A 21,270-nucleotide genomic window follows, 5' to 3' on the forward strand; every position below is an offset into this window, starting at 1 on the left:
GCGGACATACCGCCCCTAAAACCAGCGATCCCGCATGGCGAAGACCGTCGGGAACTGGAGGTCGCGCGAGAGATAGCCGTAAGCGAGCAGCTCGTCAGGCGCCACGCGGCTTGGCAGCAGGCGCCGATCGGCGTCAGGGAACTTGGCATGGAGCTCGCTGCGCAGTTGCTCGAGGACTCCCTCGGCGCCAAAGCCAGCCCCGGTGACGCACCACGCGGGGTTGACGACCTCGTCGAGAGGAACACGGTTCATTGCGTCGGCAAGAGGCGTCTGCGGGTCGAAGCGCAGCGGGCCGAAGCGATCCTGCAGCTTGCGCCAGGCGAGCGCGAGCGGGACGCAGAAGACGAGATCCGTCCCGGGGGCGTGGGGCTCGGCAAGGGTGGCACACATCGTGATGGGCATTGGGCCTCTCCTGAGCGAATCAGCCGGTTCGATGAGGCTACGATGACGGCTCGAAGGGCGTCATCCTGCCGAGCTTCCCCGCGATCGTCACACCGGGCAAGGTTGGATGATCATACATCTTGTCGCCAACGCAGCCAATGGTCGTCGCACCCGTTGCGTTCGCGACCTGCTGTGCGATCGATCCTCCCGGCCGCCCCGGAGGATCAGTCCCACCATGGCACACCGTCATATTGATTTCGCTGCCCCTGAACCCGGCGCTGTGAATAAGCTGGCCGAGATCCCGACCCGACCACCCGTGTCCAGTGAAGTTCGGCGCCCACTGCCACTCTTTCTCTTCGTTGTTGTATTGCCACGAGTTACCGTAGGCATAGGCGAGCTGCCCCGGGTTGCCATGCCCGTAGAGATCGACGTTCGGCTCGCCCGCGAGCACGTTCGGCGTTCGTCCGAGCTCGCTCCAGTGCACGATGCGCTGGCCGGTCTTCGCGCCCCGACAGGCGGCCCAGCACATCCCACGTGAACGCCGCGCTCTCGGTGCGCTGCACGCGGCCCGCCGGCCCAACGACGACGCCCGACCCCGTGACCGGCGTGCCGTTCACGTCGTAGATGAACTGCTCCTCGACCCCGAGCCCCGCGACCGCCAGCGGGCGGCCGTACACGTCGAGCGCGTAACGGCGCCTGCCATGTGCGCTGTCCTCGACCTCCGTCACCGGCCCGGCCGCGCTCCAGGCATACCGACGCTCGCGCAGCGGCCGGCCCGCGGCGTCCTCGACCGTGATGACCACAGGCCGCCCGCTATCGTCCCGCGAGGTGCGGATCGCATAGCCGCCCTCGCGCACGCGCGCCGTCTCGCGGCCCAGGCCGTCCTCCTCGATGCGGATGCGCTCGACCCCCGCCGCCGACTCGATCGTCATCGACGCGACGCCGCTGCCATGCTCCCGATCGAGCTTGATCTCCCAGCCCGTCGAGTATCGTCGGCCCACCGTGTGGCCCTTGGCGTTGAACGCCCGCTCCACCACGAAGCGGAACCCGCCGAGCCGCTGCTCCTCGCGCACGACACGCCCGAGCGCGTTGCGCTCCAGCAGCACATCGGTCGCCCCGCGCGTGGCTCGGCGGACCAGGCCCCGCGGGTCGTAGGCGAACGTCGTGACGACGTCGCCGTCCTCCCGGTGGACCGGCGCGCCCGTGCGGTCGTACACGAAGCGCCGGACCACGGCGCCGGGCACCTCCGCGCGCACGACGCGGCCGCGCACATCGTGGTCGTACTCCGTGAGCACGCCGGAGAACGTCTTGCTCCGGGCGACGTTGCCGCAGGCGTCGCGCTCCATCGAGAGGCGCTCGCCGGCGGGGTTCTCGATCCACGCGAGCCGGGCGAGCGCGTCGTATCCATAACGAAAGCGGCTGCCGTCGGCCTTGATCTCCTCCACGAGCAGCCCCCCGGCGTAGCGGAGCCGCGTGACGCCGCCGCCCGGGTGGCGCGTGGCGACGCGGCGGCCAGCGTCGTCGTACCCGTGCTCGACCACGACGCCCCCCGGCCCATTCACCCGCACCGGCAGGCCGTGGCTGTCGTACTCGAGCTCGTAAACCGCGCCGCGCGGCGTCTCCACGCGCACGAGCTGCCCGAGCAGATCGTGTGTGTAACGGAAGGTCGCGCCGCTCGGCCACGTGCGCTCGGCCAGGTTGCCGCGCGCGTCGTAGGCGAAGCGCTCCGCCGAGCCGTCCGGACCGGTGATCGCGGTGACCTGACCGCGCGCGTCGTACGCGTACGACGTCCTCGCGCCGAGCGGATCGATCCGCTCGATCACCTCGCCGTGCGGCCCGGGGACGAGCGCGTACCGCTCGCCGGCCGGATCACGCACCTCGGTGATCGCCCCGTCGCCGTCGCGGCGCCGGAGCGAGAACGAGCGGCCCTCCGCGTCCTCGAACCCGACGAGGCGCCCCGCCGCCATGCCGGTCATCTGATGCCCCGACTTCTCGGTGATCGTGTCCATCCCGAGCGCGGTGACCTTGCTCATGAGCCGGCGAGCGTAGCTGCCTGCTCGAACGGCAGTTTACGCACGTGTCAGCTCGACCAGGGCCGCGGAGTGTGACGGGCTCGGCCGCGATGACGACGCGTCCCGCCGGCACGGAGACCGCCCCGGCCTGGACGAGGATGGCCGCCGCCGGCGCAGAGATGAGTCGGCGCGACCTCCGGTTGTGATCTAGGCTCCCGCCGTGCGCCCGTCCCCTCTCGCCGCCCTTGCCCCCCTCGCCGTCCTCCTCGCCGGCGCGCTCTCGCTGGCGTGCAGCGTGTCCAACGTGCCGTCGAACGCGATGCCGATGGTCCGGGCGCGCGCCACCTCCGACCTCGACTGCGCCGACAAGGACGTCCGCATCGAGGAGCAGCTCGGCGGTCATTTCAAGGCCGTCGGCTGCGGTCGCAAGGCGTACTACCGGGCCGCCTGCGAGGCGCTCCGCTGCGTGGTGAGCGGCGAGGGCGAGGCGATGGTCCCGTGGCGAGATCGCCCGGATCCGGCCGAGGTCGATCGGCAGCGGAACCGGCTGCCGTACGAGTAGACCGGGGCCCCGGCGCTTGCCACCGGCGGGCCGCCCGGCGCCCGGGCGGCCCGCCGGCGGCAAGCGCCGGCGGACAGCGGCTTTTCGGGCCTTTTTCGGGCACGCGCGGCCGGGCCTGAGGTAGCCTGCGCCGTCCCGGGGATCTGCCGCGGGTTCGGCCATGGCCTACATCACCACCGAGAGCTGTACGTGACGGACACGGAGCAGGCCGACACCGACGCCCGGCCCGAGCCGGATGCGAGCTCGCCGCCGGACGCGCAGTCCGACGCCGAGCCGCGGCGCCCGACGAAGAAGCGCGGGAAGCGGCGCGACGAGAAGGCGGCGCCGCCCCCCGGCGACGCCGCGCCGGAGCGCCCTCGCGATCCCGAGATCGAGCGCCTCGAGCAGGCGTTCGAGCGCGGTGACTACGCGCTCGTCCGCGCCGAGGCGGGGCGGCTCGCGAAGGAGGCCGAGCGCGACGAGCTCCGCCGCGCGGCGCGGGCGCTGCTGCGCCGGATCGACCCCGACCCGCTCGCCGTCGTCCTGCTCGTCGCGGCCATGGCGCTGCTCGCGTTCCTCGCGCTCTGGTACTGGTCCCACGGCCACGCGGCCCCGTGACGCCCGTGACGACCTAGGAGGCAGCGCGGTGAACGCCGAGCCCGGACGTCCCTCAGGCCGCCCCCCCGCGCGCTGGCTCGCCGCGCTCGCGCTCGCGCTGATCGCCTGCGGGGTCGCCCCCGGCCCGGGTCGGCCCGCGGTGTGGGACGCGGCGCCCGACGGGGAGCAAGGCGCCGCCTCGGGCACGCGGGCCGAGCGCTACTTCCCGCTCGTCGACGGGCACATCTACCACTACGCGACCCTGAGCGAGGGCGGCGAGCAGGGCCTCCTCGTCGCGCGCGTGCACCGCGCGGACGCGCGCCGCGGCGAGCTCCGGTTCCCCTCGGGCGTGAAGCGCTTCGAGTTCACCGGCGAGGGTGTCATCCGCGGCGACACGGGCGTCTTCGTGCTCAAGGAGCCGATCGCGCCCGGCACCACGTGGACCGGCGAGCACGGCGGCCGCGCGCGGATCGCCGCGGTCGACGTGGCGATCGAGGTGCCCGCGGGGCGGTTCACGGGGTGCGTGCAGACCGTGGAGGAGCGCCTCGGCGACAGGCCCGCGCGCTACGTGTCGACGTTCTGCCCGGACGTCGGCGTGGTGGTGATCGAGGCCGCGGGCGGGGCGAGCTACGAGCGGGCCGAGCTCAAGAGCTACGCGCCGCCCATCGACATGGGCCCCGACGGTGTGCGGCGCGCCCCGGCCGATCCGCCTCCCGGCGGCGCGAGCGCGCCCTGAGCGCGCCGCGCGCGCTCCGCGGTGGAGGGCGCCCGCGTGCGCCGCGCCACGCCGCGCGCGCTCGCCCGGCGGCGCATCCCGTTGCTTTTTGCGCAGACGCGCAATCCGTGCGACCCGTGCCAGGCCCTTCCGTTTCCTGGGGGGCGGGAAGTAGACTCCCGGCGCCGCTCGTGGCGCGGGCGCACCGCTTGCTGCGAACACGCCGCACGAACGCCGCTGGCGGCGCCTCTCGAATCACCAAGGACATGAATTACTGGGATTACATCCACGTCGAGGAGCTGCTCGCCCTCCAGGGTGGATTCGACGACGACGAGCACAAGGTCGGCAACGACGAGGCCCTGTTCATCGTCGTCCACCAGATCTACGAGCTCTGGTTCAAGCTCATCCTCCGGGAGCTCACCTCGGCGCGCGAGCTCTTCCGCCAGAACCCGGTGCCCGATCAGAAGCTCGCCTCCGCGGCGCGCTCGTTCCGGCGGGTCGTCACCATCTTCGAGCAGGCGATCGAGCACTTCCGGGTCATGGAGACGCTCACGACCCGCGATTACCTCGATTTTCGCGATCGCCTCATCCCCGCGAGCGGCTTCCAGTCGGCGCAGCTGCGCGAGATCGAGCTCCTGCTGGGCCTCGACGACGCGCTCCGGATCCCGCTCGGCCGGGAGGGCAGCTACAAGGAGGCGCTCAAGACCGCGGACGGCGCGCCCTCGGCGGCCACGCGCCGCGTGGAGGCGAGGCTCGCGAGCGGGCCGAGCCTCAAGCACTTCCTGGACGAGTGGCTCTCGCGGACGCCGATCGACGGATCGAGCGAGCCGGAGGGCGTCATGAGCTTCCTGCGCGGCTACACGCGCTCGATGCGCCAGGAGAACGAGCGCCGCGTCCAGATGGCGATCGACAGGGCGCTCACCCCGCCGGACGTCGAGCGGCTCCGCGCGCGCTACGAGGCGGAGAGCGCGGCCGCCGAGGCGTTCCTGCTCGCCGAGGACGATCCGGCGGCCGACGCGGCCACGCGCGAGAAGCGCCGGGCGGTCCGCGCGGCGATCGTCTTCATCGAGAGCTACCGCGAGCTGCCCCGGCTCGCGTGGCCGCGCGAGGTGCTCGACCGCATCCTGGAGATGGAGCAGGCCATGCTCATCTGGCGGCAGCGCCACGCGCGGATGGTCGAGCGGGTGATCGGCCGGCGCACCGGCACGGGCGGCTCCGCGGGCGTCGATTACCTCGACCAGACCGCGCTGCGCTACCGCGTCTTCGGCGATCTCTGGACGGTGCGCTCCCTGCTCTTGCGTAAGCCGAGCGTCCCTGAGCTCGAGCACGCATCGGATTACGGATTCCGTGTCGAGGATTCTCCGTGAAATCACTTCGCGATCACTTCTTGCGTCTTGATGCCCGTTCGCTCGGGTTGTTTCGCATCACCTTCGGGCTGGTCCTTATCGCCGACCTCTTCGGTCGGTGGCGATGGGTGCGGGACTTCTACTCGAACGAGGGCGTCCTCCCGAACCACAACCACCTCTTCAACCTCCGGGGCAAGCAGCAGGTCTTCAGCCTGTTCCACGCCATCTCGACGGAGGGAGAGGCCCACTTCGCCTTCTCGCTGGCGCTCATCGTCTACGCCCTGTTCCTCATCGGCCACAGGACGCGCGTCTTCCACGTGCTCTCGCTGCTCGTGCTGGTGAGCCTGACGTCGAGGAACGTCCTGCTCGAGAACGCCGGCAACTACGCGGCGATCGCGATCCTCGCGCTCACGGCGTTCCTGCCGTGCGGGAGCCGCTTCTCGCTCGACAGCCTCCGCGCCTCGCTCGCGCTGCGGGACGAGAAGCGCGACACGGAGCTGAACGACAGGTCGAGGGCCTCGGAGGCCGAGATCGCGGCCGAGCGCCTGCCCGGGTGGTCGCCGACGTCGCTCGCCGCGCTGGCCGTGCTTCTGCAGCTCGCCCTCATCTATCTCTGTACGGCGCTCCAGCAGCGGGGCGATGCGTGGCGCGACGGGACGGCGTTCTACTATGCGCTCCACGCCGAGCGCCTGGCGAGCGACGCGGGCATCTGGCTCCGCGACCTCCTGCCGCTCGGCACGCTGCGCGGGCTCACGTTCGGCACGTGGGCCATGCAGCTCGCGATCCCGGCGCTGCTCTTCGTCCCGGCGCTCTTCCGCTGGACGCGCGGGGTCGCGGCCGCGCTGATGGTCCTGCACGGGCTGATCCTCGGGGTCTTCTTCGATCTCGGGCTGTTCGGCTGGGCGCTCGCCGCCGCGGCGCCGATCGTGCTGCCCGGCGAGCTCTGGGACGCGTACGAGCGCTCCTGGAGCGAGGGGCGCGCGCGCACGCTCGTGTACGACGCCGACTGCGGCGTTTGCCTCCTCCTGGCGCGCCTGGTCAAGCGGCTCGATCTGCGTGAGCACCTGACGTTCCAGGGCAATGTGACGCTCGACGAGCTCTACGTCCGCAACCAGACGGGGGCCGAGGAGCGCGTGCCGATGCCGAAGGAGGTCACGCCGGAGCTCGTGGAGCGGACGGCGCTCGCGATCGACAGGAAGGGGCGCGTGTACACGCGGGGCGCCGCGGTGACCGAGGGGCTCCTCGCGTTGCCGCTCGGCTGGCTCGCCTGGCCGCTCAAGCTGCCGGGCGCCTCGCACCTCCTGAACGCGCTCTACGACGTTGTCGCGGCCCGCAGGCACCGCATCAGCGAGCTCCTCGGGCGGCAGGCGTGCGGGGTCCCGCTGCCCGACGAGGGCGGAGCGGACGGCGGCGACGAGGGCCTCGCTCCGGAAGTCCCTGCGCCGGCGGTGCGGACGGCGCGGCTCGCGCTGGGGTCGCTGCGGGAGGCGGCGGTGCTCGTGGTGCTCGCCGCGGTGGTGGCGCAGACGGCGAAGGAGAACCCGCTGCCCGGCGCGGCGGCCGTCCCGCAGGGGGCGGTGCTCGCGGGCGTGGCGTCGTGGCCGCGCATGCTGGCGAGGTGGAACGTGATGGCGCCCGAGCCGCCGCGGGCCAACGCGCTGATGGTGATCGACGGCCAGACCCGCGCGTCGGAGCCGATCGATCCGCTGACCGGGGAGGAGCCGCGGCTCCAGCCTGCGGGGCATTCCGGGGCGCGGCTCGGCCAGCTCTGGTCCGATTACCTCGATCGCATCCGGCGGCCGGAGTGGTCCGATTACCAGCGCGCCTTCCGCGACTACCTCGCGAAGGGCGGGCCCCAGGCGTCCGGCAAAGGGCGCGAGGCGTCGCTGTCGGGCTTCGATGCGTACTGGGTCTCGGCGCCGATCCCCGCGCCGGGCGAGCCCGCGCCGAGCAGCTTCGAGCGGGACAAGCTGTTCTCGCACTCGCGAGGTGGCACGGGAAAGCTGGGCGAGCGGAGCCTACCCATCGCGCCGAGCGTCCTCCGGCACCACGGCAAGCCGAACTGAGGCGCTCGGATGGGTCGGCCTGACGAGGACCCGAGCGCCGCGGAACCCGACGCGGCGCTCGGAAGCGGTGAGGGCGCGCCGCCTGCGCCCGAGGGCCGGGCTCCAAAGCGTCCGGCCGAGGGGCGCCTCCGGCGCGTGGGGCGCTGGATCAAGGAGCGTTACTGCACCATCGACGTCCGCACGCTCGGCCTGTTCAGGCTGGTGCTCGGCTTCCTCCTCTCGGCCGACTGCGTGCGGCACTGGGCCGAGGCGAGCTGGATCTACAGCAACGACGGGGTGCTCACCAACCACTATCACCTCTTCCATCCGAGCAGCGGATACAACTTCAGCCTGTATCACGCGTTCTCGTCGACAGCAGAGGTCCACGTCGCGTTCGCGCTCTCGCTCTTCTGCTTCCTCTGCTTCTTCGTCGGATGGAACACGCGGCTGTTCTCGATCCTGGCGTTCGTGCTCGTGGTGAGCAGGGACAACCGGATCGTCATGATCGAGAACGGCGGCTATGTCGTCGTGAACATCATCACCTGCTGGGCCATGTTCATGCCGACCGGCAGGCGCTTCTCCGTCGACGCGCTGATCCGCTCGTACCGCGAGCGGCGGGAGCGGACGGCCGCCGATCTCGCGGATCGGAGGCGCCCCGAGTGGGCCGAGCGGCCGTACGTCTCGGGGATCGTGCTCCTCGCGATCCTGAACCTGGCGACCATCTATTATTTCAACGTCGTCAACAAGTCGGGCCAGATCTGGCGTCGCGGCGAGACGGTGCATTACGTCTTGCACCTCGATCGCATGGTGACCGGGCTCGCCGTCCTCGCGCGGGAGCTCATCCCTTTCTGGGCGATGAAGGGGCTCACCTGGGGCGTGCTGGTGCTCGAGGCGCTGCTCATCACGTGGATCCTCTCGCCCTATGGCCGCCGCTTCACGCGGGCGCTCGCGATGGGGGGGATGTGGGCCCTGCACGGGACGTTCGGGGTGATGATGCGCCTCGGCCCGTTCTCGTGGTTCATGATCGCCTGGTCGTTCCTGCTGCCGACGGCGCAGCACTGGGACGCGCTCGCGCGCTGGTATCGTCGCCGCGCGGAGCCCCGGGTCGTCGTTTATGACGGCGATTCACCGCTCGCGTTCGCGCTCATGCGGTTCCTTGTCCGGCTCGATGCGCTGGAGCTGCTCCGGTTCGAGGAGGCGCGCGCTGTCCCGGCGGGCGGCGCGGAGGCGGCCGGGGGAGGGGAGCCCCGGCCGGAGCTCTTCGAGGTGCGCGACGCGAGCGACCCGGCGGAGGGGCGGGTGTTCCGCGGTGCGGCGGCGCTGCGCGAGATCGTGCAGGCGCTCCCCGGAGGTCGCTTTGCCTGGCCGTTCGTCTGGGCGCTGGCCCTCGGCGCGCCGGGCGCGCTGCTCGGGGTCGCCTCGAGGCGGCGCGACGGGATCGCGCGGTATTTCGGGCTGGATCGGGCGCCGCGCGGGAAGGCAGCGTACGTGGCGGAGAGCCCGTCGCCGCTCGCGGAGCGCTTCGCCCGTGGAAAGACGATCGCGCGGGAGGCGCTTATCGCGTACCTCGGGCTCTGCGCGGTGAGCCAGGCCATCAACGAGAACAAGAGCGTACCGGCGTTCCTCAAGCACACTCAGCCGAAGTTCGTGCAGGCGACGATCGTGTATCCGCGCATCCTCCAGGGGTGGGGGATGTTCGCGCCGAACCCGATCACGGAGGACGGGTCGATCAGCGTGGACGCGATCACGGTCGACGGCCGGCATGTGGATCCGTTCACCGGGCTCCCGCCGGATCTGAACCTCTCCGACGCGCGGGGGCTGGGGCTCGGGCAGATCCAGCAGGACTATTTCAACCGGATCCGGCTCGATCGGAACAAGGCATTTCGCAAGCCGGGCCTCCAGGACTACCTGCTCAGGTACCATGAGCGGACCGGGCGGCCGGAGGACGAGATCGTGGCGTACGACGTGTACTGGGTGCGAGATCAGTGCCCGAAGCCGGGGGAGCGCGCGCCGTACAAGAACGAGGCGATCCCGATCCTGTCGTATCGCAAGCCGGGGTATCGTCCGCGGCCGGGGCTGCCGGCGCTGCCGCCGCCGCTCAAGGAAGCGAGCGCGGAGAAATAGGGTGGCGTGCAGGGGACCCCCTGCATCGCCGTCTGGCGACAGGAGCAGCGCGCTCGGCTGCTCCTGGGGTCCGGGGCGTTGGTTCAGGAGCCGGTCGTGGCGAGGAGCTCCCGGGCGTCGCTGATCACGGCGGCGCGGCGGATCCAGCGGTCCAGCTCGTCGATGTCGGTGCTCGCGAGGACGCGTTCCCGCACCTCGGCGGGGACCTCGAGCCCCCGGGCCTCGAGGAAGGCGAGCACGTCGCGCGCCTTGGTCTTCAGGGTGCCCTCGCGCATCCCTTCTTCTCGCCCCTTCGCCACGTAGCTGCGCGCGAACTCGCTCTGAAATTGGTAACCGCTCTTCATCATCGCCTCCAACTTCCGCCTCGCCGCTGCGTTCAGCGAGGATAGCACCAGATCCCCGTAGACGGCCCGGCGCTCCTCATCGAGCCCAGGCGCCGCCGCGAAGAACGCCTCGCCGATCGCCTCCGCCGCCTCGCTCTGTCCGTGCGCCATGGCCGAGAGCACGGCGACCTCGGGCGCCGCCTTCGCCTGCTCGGCGTCGGTGACGACCGGGACGCGCTGGGGCCCGAGCACCAGCGGCGTCAGCGTCCAGCCAGGGTGGCCCGTGTCGATCGGCCGCGCGCTCCACCGCGCCATCGCCGCGTCGATGGTCACGACCAGCAGCCCGGTCGGGCAGCGGTGCCGTGCGCGCGTCTGGGTGACGTACACGGGCCAGACGTAGGGCTTGTCCGTGTCCACGCCGAGCTGGACCTCGACCACGATGGCCATCGCGGGCCGCTGCTGCTCGCCGACCAGCAGCACGACGACAACATCCGCGCGGCGGTCGGAGGGCACGATCTCGGTGAAATCGGAGGACTCGACGCGCGCCTCCGTGAAGGCCGGGACCGGATGGCCGAGCGCGTCGTGCAGCATCTCGGCGGCGAGCGTCGGCCGGTTCTTGAAGAGCTCCACCAGGGCTTCGTGGGTCACTGAGGGCATCGGGTCTTCTCATGAGTGGTTGCAATCATGCTGGATTGGGGCGGCGCGCCAGGCTCATGCGGTGAAGCCCGCAGGGGCCGAGCAGCGCCCTCCCACTCATGAATTCCGGAGAGCTCCTCGGGGTCATCACGCCATGTGATCCGCGTCGCCCCCAACGGTCATGGCACGGGGCTGAACGAGAGGGGATGGCGCTCGGCGCACGAGCGGAATCAAGCCCTCGACGGTCGCCAACGCCGTACCGAGGCCTCGGGCATGGCGTCCGGTGCGGCTCTTGCGTAGCTGGCCCTCCGATTCAGCTCCGGCTTGGACACCCGGCGCCTTCACTCGGATGACATGGAGAGAGCGGTGTGTTTTCGTTCTGGAAAGCTACCGCCACTGTCGCCGGCGCTGAAGGCGGTGAGGGCGGAGAAGTAGGATGGTCCCGGCCGGCCTGCCATCCCCTGCCAGGACAGAAGCAGCGCGCTTGTCCGCTCCTGGGGCGCTCTCAGGAGTCGGTCGTGGCGAGGAGCTCCCGGGCGTCGCCGATGGTCGCGGCACGGCGGATCCAGCGGTCCAGCTCGTCGAGGTCAGCGCTTGCGAGGACGCGTTCCCGCACCTCGGCGGGGACCTCCAGCCCGCGGGCATCGAGGAAGGCGAGCACGGCCTGCGCCTTGGCTTCGAGGCTTCCCTCCTGCCGACCTTTCGCTACGTAGCCGCGCGCGAATTCGCTCTGAAACTGGTAACCGCTCTTCATCATCGCCTCCAACTTCCGCCTCGCCGCTGCGTTCAGCGAGGATAGCACCAGATCCCCGTAGACGGCCCGGTGCTCCTCATCGAGCCTCTCCGCCGCCCCCGAAAAAAAGGCCACACCGATGGCTTCGGCCGCCTCGCTCTGTCCGTGCGCCATGGCCGAGAGTACGGCCACCTCGGGCGCCGCGAGTGGTTGCAATCATGCTGGATCTGGGCGGCGCGCCAGGCTCGTGCGGTTGGGCTTGCAGGAGCCGAGCGGCGTCCTCCCATTCATGAATTCCGGGCAGCTCCGTGAGGTCATCACGCCGTGTGACCCGCGTGTGCGCCGACGGTCATGGCACGGGGCTCAACGAGAGGGGAGGGCGCTCGGGCGCACGAGCGGAATCAAGCCCTCAATGGTCGCCAACGCCGTACCGATGCCTCGGACATGGCGTCCGGTGTGGCTCTTGCGTAGCTGGCCCTCCGATTCAGCTCCGGCTTGGACACCCGGCGCCTTCACTCGGACGACATGGCGAGAACGGTGTGTTTTCGTTCTGAAAAGCGAGACGAGCCCGGTCGTGACGTGCCGGAAGCCGCGGTATCGGCCGCGCCCGGGGCTGATGGCGTTGCCGCCGGTGCTCAGGGAAGCGAGCGCGGAGAAGTAGGGAGGGAGGGCAGGGGGCACCCTGCATCGCCGCCCAGCGATAGGGGCAGCGCGCTCGGCTGCGCCTGGGGCCCGGGGCGTTGGTTCAGGAGCCGGTCGTGACGAGGAGCTCCCTGGCGTCGCTGATCACGGCGGCGCGGCGGATCCAGCGATCCAGCTCGTCGATGTCGGTGCTCGCCAGGACGCGTTCCCTCACCTCGGCGGGGACCTCGAGCCCGCGGGCCTCGAGGATGGCGAGCACGTCGCGCGCCTTGGCTTCGAGGATTCCCTCCAGCCGCCCCTGCTCCCGGCCCTTCTCCACGCCCTTTGCCACGTAGCTGCGCGCGAACTCGCTCTGAAATTCGTAACCGCTCTTCATCATCGCCTCCAACTTCCGCCTCGCCGCTGCGTTCAGCGAGGATAGCACCAGATCCCCGTAGACGGCCCGGCGCTCCTCATCGAGCCCGGCCGCCGCCGCGAAGAAAGCCTCGCCGATCGCCTCCGCCGCCTCGCTCTGTCCGTGCGCCATGGCCGAGAGCACGGCGACCTCGGGCGCTGCCTTCGCCTGCTCGGCGTCGGTGACGACCGGGACACCCTGGGGCCCGAGCACCAGCGGCGTCAGCGTCCAGCCAGGGTGGCCCGTGTCGATTGGCCGCGCGCTCCACCGCGCCATCGCCGCGTCGATGGTCACGACCAGCAGCCCGGTCGGGCAGCGGTGCCGTGCGCGCGTCTGGGTGACGTACACGGGCCAGACGTAGGGCTTGTCCGGGTCCACGCCGAGCTGGACCTCGACCACGATGGCCATCGCGGGCCGCTGCTGCTCGCCGACCAGCAGCACGACGACGACGTCCGCGCGGCGGTCGGAGGGCACGATCTCGGTGAAATCGGAGGACTCGACGCGCGCCTCCGTGAAGGCCGGGACCGGATGGCCGAGCGCGTCGTGCAGCATCTCGGCGGCGAGCGTTGGCCGGTTCTTGAACAGCTCCACCAGGGCTTCATGGGTCACTGAGGGCATCGGGTCTTCTCATGAGTGGTTGCAATCATGCTGGATTGGGGCGGCGCGCCAGGCTCATGCGGTGAAGCCCGCAGGGGCCGAGCAGCGCCCTCCCACTCATGAATTCCGGAGAGCTCCTCGGGGTCATTACGCCATGTGACCGGCGTCGCCCCCAACGGTCAGGGCACGGGGCTGAACGAGAGGGCAGGGCGCTCGGGCGCACGAGCGGAATCAAGCCCTCGACGGTCGCCAACGCCGTACCGATGCCTCGGACATGGCGTCCGGTGCGGCTCTTGCGTAGCTGGCCCTCCGATTCAGCTCCGGCCTGCACTCCGGCGCCCTCACTCGGACGACATGGCAAGAGCGGTGTGTTTTCGTTCTGAAAAGCGACACGATCCCGATCGTGTCGTGCCGGAAGCCCGGGTATCGCTCGCGTCCGTGGCTACCGCCCCTGCCGCCGGCGCTGAAGGAGGCGAGGGCGGAGAAGTAGGATGTTGTCCGGCCGGGCTGCCATCGCCTGCCAGGACAGAAGCAGCACGCTTGTCCGCTCCTGGGGCGCTCTCAGGAGCCGGTCGTGGCGAGGAGCTCCTTGGCGTCGCTGATCACGGCGGCGCGACGGATCCAGCGGTCCAGCTCGTCGAGGTCGGTGCTCGCGAGGACACGCTCTCGCACCTCGGCGGGGACCTCCAGCCCGCGGGCCTCGAGGAAGGCGAGCACCGCCTGCGCCTTGGCTTCGACGATCCCCTCCAGCCGCCCCTGCTCCCGGCCCTTCTCCACGCCTTTTGCCACGTAGCTGCGCGCGAACTCGCTCTGAAATTGGTAACCGCTCTTCATCATCGCCTCCAACTTCCGCCTCGCCGCTGCGTTCAGCGAGGATAGCACCAGATCCCCGTAGACGGCCCGGCGCTCCTCATCGAGCTCGTCAACAGCTCCACCAGAGCTTCACGGGTCACTGAGGGCATTGGTTGGTCTCACGAGTGGCTGCAATCATGCTGGATTTGCGCGGCGCACAAGGCTCATGCGGTCCATCCCGCAGGGGCCGAGCAGCGCCCTCCCACTCATGAATTCCGGGCAGCTCCGAGAGGTCATCACACCGTGTGACCCACGTGTGCGCCGACGGTCACGGCACGGGGCTGAACGCGAGGGCGCTCGGGCGCACGATCGGAATCAAGCCCTCGATGGTCGCCAACACCGCACCGATGCTTCGGAGATGGCGTCCGCTGCGGCGTTTGCGCAGCTGGACGTCCGATTCAGCTTCGCCCGCTCCTGGAGGCCGGGCGCCCTCAGGAGCCGGTCGTGGCGAGGAGGTCCCGGGCGTCGCTGATGATCACGGCACGACGGATCCAGCGGTCCAGCTCGTCGAGGTCGGTGCTCGCGAGGACGTGGGCCCTCACCTCGACGGGGACCTCGAGCCCGCGGGCCTCGAGGACGGCGAGCACGTCGTGCGCCTTGGCTTCAAGGATCCCTTCCTGCCGGCCCTTCGCCACGTAGCTGCGCGCGAATTCGCTCTGAAACTGGTAACCGCTCTTCATCATCGCCTCCAACCTCCGCCTCGCCGCTGCGTTCAGCGAGGATAGCACCAGATCCCCGTAGACGGCCCGGCGCTCCTCATCGAGCCCGGCCGCCGCCGCGAAGAAAGCCTCGCCGATCGCCTCCGCCGCCTCGCTCTGTCCGTGCGCCATGGCCGAGAGCACGGCGACCTCGGGCGCCGCCTTTGCCTGCTCGGCGTCGGTGACGACCGGGACGCCCTGGGGCCCGAGCACCAGCGGCGTCAGCGTCCAGCCAGGGTGGCCGGTGTCGATCGGCCGCGCGCTCCAGCGCGCCATCGCCGCGTCGATCGTCACGACCAGCAGCCCGGTTGGGCAGCGGTGCCGGGCGCGCGTCTGGGTGACATACACGGGCCAGACGTAGGGCTTGTCCGGGTCAACGCCGAGCTGGACCTCGACCACGATGGCCATCGCGGGCTGCTGCTGCTCGCGGACCAGCAGCACGACGACGACATCCGCCCGGCGATCGGAGGGCACGATCTCGGTGAAATCGGAGGACTCGACGCGCGCCTCCGTGAAGGTCGGGACCGGATGGCCGAGCGCGTCATGCAGCATCTCGGCGGCCAGTGTCGGCCGGTTCTTGAACAGCTCCACCAGGGCTTCATGGGTCACAGAGGGCATGGAGTGGTCTCACGAGTGGTTGCAATCATGCTGGATTTGCGTGGCGCGCCAGGCTCATGCGGTTGAGCTTGCAGGAGCCGAGCAGCGTCGTCCCACTCATGAATTCCGGGGAGAGCCTTGAGGTCGTCACGCCATGTGACCCGAGGGGGCTCCCGACGGTCAGGGCACCGGCCGGCTGCACGTGAGGGCCCTCGGATACACGAGCGGAATCAAGCCATTGCCTGCGGGGCCCAGGGAGGCGAGCGCGGAGAGGTGGGCTGGCGCATGGGCCACCGCCTGGAGGGGTCATGGAACGGCAGATCGAAGGCGAGGCGACGTTGCCGCCGTTCGTGCAGAAGCTCATCGATCGCGGCAAACTCGAGGGCCTCCGTGAGGGCGAGCTCAAGGGCATGCGTGGAGGCAAGCTCGAAGGGAGGCTCGAAGGCAAGAGGGACACCCTGCTTCGGTTGCTCGCGCGGGCCGGGATCGTGCTCAGCGAGAGCGAGAGAGCGCGCGTCCAGGCATGCACGGACATGGCGACCCTCGACCGCTGGATCGATAACGTCCTTGGGGCGACGACGGCCATCGAAGTGCTCTCGTGACCGTTGACGGATGCGGCCGATCGGACTGGCGATGAGATGGCTCGCCAGACCGATAGACTCGTGCTCGGTGCTGATCGAAGAAGGCGAGTAGGGGTCGAATCTACCCCTCTGCCTCACTGTGCTGGACCGGCGTTGGGCCTGGGACAGCGAGGCTCGATGAAGACCGCGCGGCGTCTGTCGTCGAGCCTGTCGACGAAGCGCCGCAGAACCGACCCCCGCCGCCGGGCGCTCAGGCTTCCGAGGCGCGGCCGCTCGTCCGGAGCGCCTTTGCCGTGCGTGCGAGGGGACGACGGCACGCCGGGGCCTCGGTCGCTTGCATTCCAGAGACGACGTTAAAATCGTCGTGCCAACGCGCGCCGCGGCCCCGGCGCGTGCCGTTGCCGGGCTGGCGATGCCGTTGATAAGGTTGGCTATCCATGACGCGCTTGCGCTTGCGGTCGGTCCTGTTGCGGTGCTGCCTTCTCGGCGCGTTGATCAGCGCCACGGGGCCCTCGCGCGCGGCGCCGCCGCCCGGGGGCTCGCCGCCGGCGGCCGCGGCGCTGCGCCAGCAGGCGCGGATCGCCTTCTTCGGGCGGCGGTGGGCGGACGCCGAGGCGCGCTTCGAGGCCGCCCTGGCGGCGCCCGACGCCGCCGGGATGACCGAGGTGCAGCTGGCCGAGGTCCTCGGGTATCTCGGGCTCTCCGAGCTGGAGCAGGGCAAGCACCGGGAGGCCGCCGAGCACCTGGGGGAGAGCCTCGAACACGGCGCCGCCCTGAAGGAGCCGCTCGTCCGCCGGTTCACGACCGGGTTCAACAAGGCGCTGGAGCACGTCGGAAGGATCTACGTGGCTGCCGCCCCGCCCGACGCCGAGGTCCTCCTGGACGACGAGCCGATCGGCACGGGAGCCACGGTCCTCGAGCTGTTCGTCGATCCGGGGAAACACACGCTCCGGGCCCGCCTGCCGGGATACGAGGAGCTCTCTCATCGGGTCGAGATCGCCGGCGGGGCGACGGTCGGCGCGACGCTGACGCTCTCGCGCGTGGCCCCGCCGCCCCCGCCCGCCCCCGAGCCGAGCGCGGCGAAGCGCGGACCGGTCGCGCCGGCCGCGGCCCCGCCGGGGCCCTGGGCGTCGTGGCCGGGAACACTGCGGATCGCGGGGCTTGCCGTCACGACCGCCGCCATCTCCTCGGGGACTGTCTTCATGCTCCGGGCGAACGTCCTCGATGGAGACATCGATGAGCGCGGCGACGGCCTCAACCGCGATCCAGCATGGACCTCGGACGCGTGCAGCCAGGTGCCGCAGCCCTCCGCATGCCCCGAGCTCCACCGCTTGCGCGTCCAGCGCGACACGTCCCGCGCCCTCGGGGCCGCGCTTGTCGCGACGGGGGTTGTCGTTGGCGCCGCGACCGTTGTGTCCTTCTTCGCGGGCTCCTCGTCCCCGCGAGCGAAGGCGGCGCCGGCCGCCCTCCATGTCTTGCCGGTGACGACGGCCCAGCAGATCGGCGTTGTGGCGCTCGGGGCGTGGTGAGTCCGCCACCCATGAAGGGGATCACCGTCGACGCGGCCGGCGGGGTATCCCCCGCGGACGCCCGCGACGATCCATCTCCGTGACAGCACGCAGCCCCGTAGCCCGGCAGGCTTTGCCGGTCACGTCATGTGGGTGCCAATGTGCAGATCTGGCAGTCGGCGCGCGCTCCGTCGGCGCGCGCTCCGTCGCCGCGCGCTCCGTCGTCGCGCGCTCCGTCGCCGCGCGCTCCGTCGTCGCGCGCTCCGTCGTAACCAACGACTCCTGATCTCCTCCTTCATGCTTCATGTCGGTGAGGAGGCGCTGACTCAAAGTTAACCGTGTTGACAAACCGCCGGCAGAAGAGATAGAGGTCGTAGTGTTGTCCTGAACTTGAAATCGATTCACTTCCCCTCTGCCAAGGAGCTCCTCCCATGAGATCGAATCCGCTGCTGAACAAGCCCTGGAGCGCTCATCTCGGCTCGGCGCTGGCGCTGATCGTCGCTCCCCTGGCGCTGGGCTGCGTGAGCGAGATGGGCGATGAGGGCGACGGGACCCTGGACGAGCCCGTCGGGGAGGCCCAGGCGGCGATCGGCTGGTCGGGGCACAGCTGGGGATGCGGCGGGAGCTGCGACCTCAACCTGGGGACGGACGTCGACCGGACGTGCTTCCTCGCAGGCGTCTGGGGCAAGCTCGGGGCCAGCTCTCAGGCCGCGGTGCGCGTACAGCGGTCCGGCGGCGACTGGATCCTCGAGGTCGATGCCGCCAGCGGCCAGAACCTGGGCGCCAACGCCGTGTGCGTCAACACGGCAGAGAACAGGACGGGTCAATACACCTGGACCTGGGGACCGGGGGAGGGCCTGCCGACGAGCATGGGATTCGGCACGTCGTCACGGCGGTGCTTCCTCACGCAGGTGATCAGCAACGGCGCGTTCAGGTTCAACAACTGGATCACGGACTACGCGAGGGTGCGCAAGGATGCCTCGGGCGAGTGGTTCCTCGAGGGCGTCAGCACCACGGGCGTGGATACCCCGGTGACGGCCACGGTGAAGGCCATCTGCGTCGACGTGCCGCAAAACTACGGTGCATGGCAGTGGCTCGCCGGCAACAACCATCGCATCGATCCTCTGGCGAGCAATTCGGTGGGCGGGGTGGCGTGCGGGATGACAGGGCTGGGCGGGCCCTTCACGTCGAACAACTGGACCGATGGCGCCTGGCTCGAGTACAATCCAACGACGCTCGACTGGGAGCAGCACACCGTCAACAACAAGACGGCCTGGTCTCAGTGCGTCCGGTGACCGGCACGGCGGCTTGACGGGTCGATGCCGTACAGGGCCAGGGCCCGTTCCGGGGCTCGGCGGCGCCGCCGCCTCCGCGTGTGCGGTCGCCGGCGGGGGCGAGCGTGCCCCGCGCCTCCACGCCCACGCGGCGGCTCGGCGTCTTCACGGCACCTCTCGGACGCGCGCTGTGATGTAATGGGCCGTGTCCACCCCCGGGCAGCGGCTGCCCAGGGGGATAACCCGCGGTGAGCCCTTGAGCGCTTCTCCTCCCAAAGCGACGATCGCCGTCCTCGAGCGGAACCGCGTCGTCGGCCAGCGCATCGCCCGCGCGATGTCCGCAGCCTCCGGCCTGCAGGACGTCCCCGTCGCCAGCGATCCCGCCGAGCTGCGCGCCCGGCTGTCCGAGCGACCCCTCCTGCTCGGCTGCGACGCCGCCGATCTCGACCTCGCGCTCGAGTGGGTGGCCGAGCGATACCCGAGCATGCACCTGCTCGTGTGGACCTCGGGCAGCACCGACGCGATCCTCCACGCCGCCCTGAAGGAGCCCCGCCTCTCCAGCATCGTCGGCTGGCCGAGCTTCGCCTCCATGCCGCGGCCCTGGGAGATCGCCCTCGCCGTCCGCCGCATCCTCAAGCCGCTCGCCCTGCCGCCTCGGCTCTCCGACCTGCTCTCCTGGGGCGCCACCATCGTGAAATGGCGCCCCCGCACGAGCGACGACCGCGACCGCACCGTCGCCGAGGTCGCGCACTGGGCCGAGCGCTCCGGCGCCCCCGCGCGGGTCGCCGAGCGGATCGCCTCGCTCGCGCACGAGCTGCTCATGAACGCGATGTACGACGCGCCCGTCGACCGCCGCGGCCGGCCCCGCTACGCGCACGACAGGCGGCGCGACCTCGTGCTCGAGGAGAACGAGATCCCCACCCTGCGCCTCGGCACCGACGGCGCGTACCTCGCCCTCCAGGCCCACGATCCGTTCGGCGGCCTCCGGCGGCACCACGTCTTCGAGGGCATCACCCGCGGCCTGAGCGCCCGCGGCGCCGACTCGACGAGCGCCCCCGTGCTCGACACCTCGGGCGGCGGCGCCGGGCTCGGCATGCTCAAGATCTACGCGGCCGGCGCCGTGCTGGTCGTCGACGTCTCGCCCATGGCCTCGACCATGGTCACCTCCTTCTGGGACCTCGACGTCAACCCGCGCGAGTTCCGCTCGCTCCCGGCGTCCCTCCACTTCTTCGAGCGCTCCACGCCGGCGATCGAGACGCTGGAGCGGACCGGGTGGTGACGCCCGCGCTCGCCGCGCGCGGCGCGAGAGGACGGCGAGCCGGCCGAGGCGGGCGCCATGGCTGAGATCGATCCGCTCCTCGCGCGGCAGCTCAGGCGCCTCGGGCTCGAGGACCTCGACGCGCCGCCCGACAAGGAGACCTGGCACAAGGTGGTCGCGCGCATCAGCGAGCACTACCGCCACGTCGCCGACGATCGGAGCCTGCTCACCCGCTCGCTCGACCTCTCCACGAACGAGATGGGCGCGCTGCACCGGCAGCTCCTGGCCGAGCGGGACCGCCTGCGCAGCGTCGTCGTGGCCATCGGGGACGCGCTGACCATCTTCCACGACGCCGCGAGCTCGCAGGTCGAGCCGTCGCGGCCGATCGAGGTCGGCTCGACGATCTCCACGGCCAAGCGGCGCTTCGCGTCGAAGCTCGGCGAGCTCTTCTCCCTGAGCGGCGCGGCGCCCGGCGGCGCGACCCAGGCCGCGCCCGGCGGCGCGACCCAGGACGCCGCAGGCGCGAGCGGCTCGGACGAGGCCATCAACGAGGTCCGCGTGCAGCTGGTCGCGCTCGGGGACCGGCTGGTGCAGCTGCTCCACGACACGGCGGAGAAGGCGTCGCTGAAGAAGCAGCTCGAGGTCGCGCGCGCCGTCCAGCAGATGCTCGTCCCGAGCGAAAACGTCATCGAGCGGCCCTCCCTGCGGCTCGCCAGCCACTTCCAGCCCGCGGCGGAGTGCGGCGGCGACTGGTGGACGTTCCACGATCTGCCGGACGGCAGGCTGCTCACCGTCGTCGGCGACGTGACAGGGCACGGCATCTCGTCCGCCATCATCACGGGGGCGGCGAAGGCCGCCTGCGACGTCGTGCGCACGTTCGCGCGCGAGGCGATCAGCCCGGCGCAGCTGCTGCGGGTCATGAACTGCTCGATCTTCGAGGCGGGGCAGCAGAAGTTCCTGATGACGTGCGCGGCGTGCATCTTCGACCCCGGCGCCGGCTCGATGACCCTCGCAAACGCCGGGCACCCGTTCCCCTACCTGGTCAGGAACAACGCGATCCGGCAGCTCGCCGCGCAGGGCGAGCCGCTCGGGGCGGCGAGCTCGGCCGAGTACACGTCGAGCACCATCGCGCTGGAGGGCGGCGACGCGCTCCTCTGGTTCACCGACGGCGTGACCGAGTGCGAGAACGAGTCGAGCGAGCAGTTCAGCGAGAAGCGGCTGCGATCCCTCTTCCAGAGCGTGGCCGCCAGCCCGCCCGAGGAGGCGAGGGACGCGATCGTCGAGGCGGTGTCGAGGTTCCGCGGCGAGCGCGCCCTCGACGACGACGTGACGCTCGTCGTGGCCCGCGTGTCGTGAGGATTTTGTAGAGGGCCAGGGGAGTACGAGCGAGCTCGACCGCCGCATCATGGCGCCTGC

18 protein-coding genes and 1 pseudogene are annotated in these 21,270 nt (G+C 70.9%); 11 read left to right on the forward strand and 8 right to left on the reverse strand.

All coding sequences use genetic code 11. From position 1 onward, the window contains the following. Positions 1-15 precede the first annotated feature (15 nt). From WMF11_RS46765 to WMF11_RS46775, 3 genes are read right to left on the reverse strand one after another with little or no spacing between them, the layout of a single operon-like run. The gene (locus WMF11_RS46765) at positions 16-402 is read right to left on the reverse strand and encodes a hypothetical protein (protein ID WP_437975356.1); all 387 of its coding nucleotides are present in this window, start codon (positions 400-402) and stop codon (positions 16-18) included. Positions 403-439: 37 nt separating this feature from the next. Then, on the reverse strand, positions 440-832 hold the full coding sequence (locus tag WMF11_RS46770; protein ID WP_437975357.1) for a hypothetical protein: 393 nt from the start codon (positions 830-832) through the stop codon (positions 440-442). Then, positions 759-2,414: a hypothetical protein gene (locus WMF11_RS46775; RefSeq protein ID WP_437975358.1), complete on the reverse strand. Its 1,656-nt coding sequence runs from the start codon at positions 2,412-2,414 to the stop codon at positions 759-761. The genes WMF11_RS46770 and WMF11_RS46775 overlap by 74 nt, the downstream gene beginning before the upstream one ends. Before the next feature lie 199 nt (positions 2,415-2,613). Between WMF11_RS46775 and WMF11_RS46780 the strand changes: the two genes are divergently transcribed. The 6 genes from WMF11_RS46780 (at position 2,614) to WMF11_RS46805 (ending at position 9,761) form a co-directional block, all read left to right on the forward strand. Beyond that, positions 2,614-2,955 (forward strand): hypothetical protein, encoded by a 342-nt coding sequence (locus tag WMF11_RS46780; RefSeq protein ID WP_437975359.1) that lies wholly within the window; start codon positions 2,614-2,616, stop codon positions 2,953-2,955. Positions 2,956-3,144: 189 nt separating this feature from the next. Next, positions 3,145-3,552 carry a hypothetical protein gene (locus WMF11_RS46785; protein ID WP_437975360.1) on the forward strand — a complete coding sequence of 136 codons (408 nt, stop codon included), beginning with the start codon at positions 3,145-3,147 and terminating at the stop codon, positions 3,550-3,552. 28 nt (positions 3,553-3,580) lie between these two features. Next, positions 3,581-4,267 (forward strand): hypothetical protein, encoded by a 687-nt coding sequence (locus WMF11_RS46790; protein ID WP_437975361.1) that lies wholly within the window; start codon positions 3,581-3,583, stop codon positions 4,265-4,267. 233 nt (positions 4,268-4,500) lie between these two features. Next, positions 4,501-5,613, forward strand: coding sequence for a tryptophan 2,3-dioxygenase family protein (locus tag WMF11_RS46795; protein WP_437979399.1), 1,113 nt, complete (start codon positions 4,501-4,503; stop codon positions 5,611-5,613). Further along, complete coding sequence (locus WMF11_RS46800) at positions 5,610-7,658, forward strand: DCC1-like thiol-disulfide oxidoreductase family protein (RefSeq protein ID WP_437975362.1); 2,049 nt, start codon at positions 5,610-5,612, stop codon at positions 7,656-7,658. The genes WMF11_RS46795 and WMF11_RS46800 overlap by 4 nt, the downstream gene beginning before the upstream one ends. A gap of 9 nt (positions 7,659-7,667) precedes the next feature. After that, positions 7,668-9,761: a hypothetical protein gene (locus tag WMF11_RS46805; RefSeq protein ID WP_437975363.1), complete on the forward strand. Its 2,094-nt coding sequence runs from the start codon at positions 7,668-7,670 to the stop codon at positions 9,759-9,761. An 83-nt stretch (positions 9,762-9,844) separates the two neighbouring features. Here the strand turns inward: WMF11_RS46805 and WMF11_RS46810 are convergent, their stop codons facing one another. The 5 genes and pseudogenes from WMF11_RS46810 to WMF11_RS46830 form a co-directional block, all read right to left on the reverse strand. Continuing rightward, entirely contained in the window at positions 9,845-10,741 is an 897-nt protein-coding gene (locus tag WMF11_RS46810) for a hypothetical protein (RefSeq protein ID WP_437975364.1), read from the reverse strand. A 484-nt stretch (positions 10,742-11,225) separates the two neighbouring features. Next, complete coding sequence (locus WMF11_RS46815; protein WP_437975365.1) at positions 11,226-11,627, reverse strand: hypothetical protein; 402 nt, start codon at positions 11,625-11,627, stop codon at positions 11,226-11,228. Positions 11,628-12,198: 571 nt separating this feature from the next. Further along, on the reverse strand, positions 12,199-13,107 hold the full coding sequence (locus WMF11_RS46820; RefSeq protein WP_437975366.1) for a hypothetical protein: 909 nt from the start codon (positions 13,105-13,107) through the stop codon (positions 12,199-12,201). A gap of 540 nt (positions 13,108-13,647) precedes the next feature. Then, positions 13,648-14,004 (reverse strand): annotated as a pseudogene (locus WMF11_RS46825) (hypothetical protein); the annotation flags it as partial. Between the two features lie 365 nt (positions 14,005-14,369). Next, positions 14,370-15,254, reverse strand: coding sequence for a hypothetical protein (locus tag WMF11_RS46830; RefSeq protein WP_437975367.1), 885 nt, complete (start codon positions 15,252-15,254; stop codon positions 14,370-14,372). Positions 15,255-15,541: 287 nt separating this feature from the next. Between WMF11_RS46830 and WMF11_RS46835 the strand changes: the two genes are divergently transcribed. The 5 genes from WMF11_RS46835 (at position 15,542) to WMF11_RS46855 (ending at position 21,210) form a co-directional block, all read left to right on the forward strand. After that, positions 15,542-15,835 (forward strand): hypothetical protein, encoded by a 294-nt coding sequence (locus tag WMF11_RS46835; RefSeq protein WP_437905548.1) that lies wholly within the window; start codon positions 15,542-15,544, stop codon positions 15,833-15,835. 416 nt (positions 15,836-16,251) lie between these two features. Further along, positions 16,252-17,343, forward strand: coding sequence for a PEGA domain-containing protein (locus WMF11_RS46840; protein WP_437975368.1), 1,092 nt, complete (start codon positions 16,252-16,254; stop codon positions 17,341-17,343). A gap of 410 nt (positions 17,344-17,753) precedes the next feature. After that, entirely contained in the window at positions 17,754-18,617 is an 864-nt protein-coding gene (locus WMF11_RS46845; protein ID WP_437905550.1) for a hypothetical protein, read from the forward strand. A 235-nt stretch (positions 18,618-18,852) separates the two neighbouring features. Then, a complete protein-coding gene (locus WMF11_RS46850; RefSeq protein ID WP_437975369.1) occupies positions 18,853-19,875 on the forward strand; it encodes a hypothetical protein in 1,023 nt (340 codons plus the stop codon). Between the two features lie 57 nt (positions 19,876-19,932). Further along, positions 19,933-21,210 carry a PP2C family protein-serine/threonine phosphatase gene (locus WMF11_RS46855; protein ID WP_437975370.1) on the forward strand — a complete coding sequence of 426 codons (1,278 nt, stop codon included), beginning with the start codon at positions 19,933-19,935 and terminating at the stop codon, positions 21,208-21,210. Positions 21,211-21,270: the final 60 nt, after the last annotated feature.

This window comes from Sorangium sp. So ce295 (assembly GCF_051527405.1).
Taxonomy (GTDB): Bacteria; Myxococcota_A; Polyangia; order Polyangiales; family Polyangiaceae; genus Sorangium; species Sorangium cellulosum_B.

Excerpts from the sequence above, each read along its gene's own strand:
- WMF11_RS46835 (WP_437905548.1), top strand. The coding sequence starts at position 15,542 with ATGGAACGGCAGATCGAAGGCGAGGCGACGTTGCCGCCGTTCGTGCAG.
- WMF11_RS46810 (WP_437975364.1), bottom strand. The coding sequence starts at position 10,741 with ATGCCCTCAGTGACCCACGAAGCCCTGGTGGAGCTCTTCAAGAACCGG.
- WMF11_RS46855 (WP_437975370.1), top strand. The coding sequence starts at position 19,933 with ATGGCTGAGATCGATCCGCTCCTCGCGCGGCAGCTCAGGCGCCTCGGG.
- WMF11_RS46815 (WP_437975365.1), bottom strand. The coding sequence starts at position 11,627 with ATGGCGCACGGACAGAGCGAGGCGGCCGAAGCCATCGGTGTGGCCTTT.
- WMF11_RS46840 (WP_437975368.1), top strand. The coding sequence starts at position 16,252 with ATGACGCGCTTGCGCTTGCGGTCGGTCCTGTTGCGGTGCTGCCTTCTC.
- WMF11_RS46845 (WP_437905550.1), top strand. The coding sequence starts at position 17,754 with ATGAGATCGAATCCGCTGCTGAACAAGCCCTGGAGCGCTCATCTCGGC.
- WMF11_RS46775 (WP_437975358.1), bottom strand. The coding sequence starts at position 2,414 with ATGAGCAAGGTCACCGCGCTCGGGATGGACACGATCACCGAGAAGTCG.
- WMF11_RS46805 (WP_437975363.1), top strand. The coding sequence starts at position 7,668 with ATGGGTCGGCCTGACGAGGACCCGAGCGCCGCGGAACCCGACGCGGCG.
- WMF11_RS46830 (WP_437975367.1), bottom strand. The coding sequence starts at position 15,254 with ATGCCCTCTGTGACCCATGAAGCCCTGGTGGAGCTGTTCAAGAACCGG.
- WMF11_RS46820 (WP_437975366.1), bottom strand. The coding sequence starts at position 13,107 with ATGCCCTCAGTGACCCATGAAGCCCTGGTGGAGCTGTTCAAGAACCGG.
- WMF11_RS46765 (WP_437975356.1), bottom strand. The coding sequence starts at position 402 with ATGCCCATCACGATGTGTGCCACCCTTGCCGAGCCCCACGCCCCCGGG.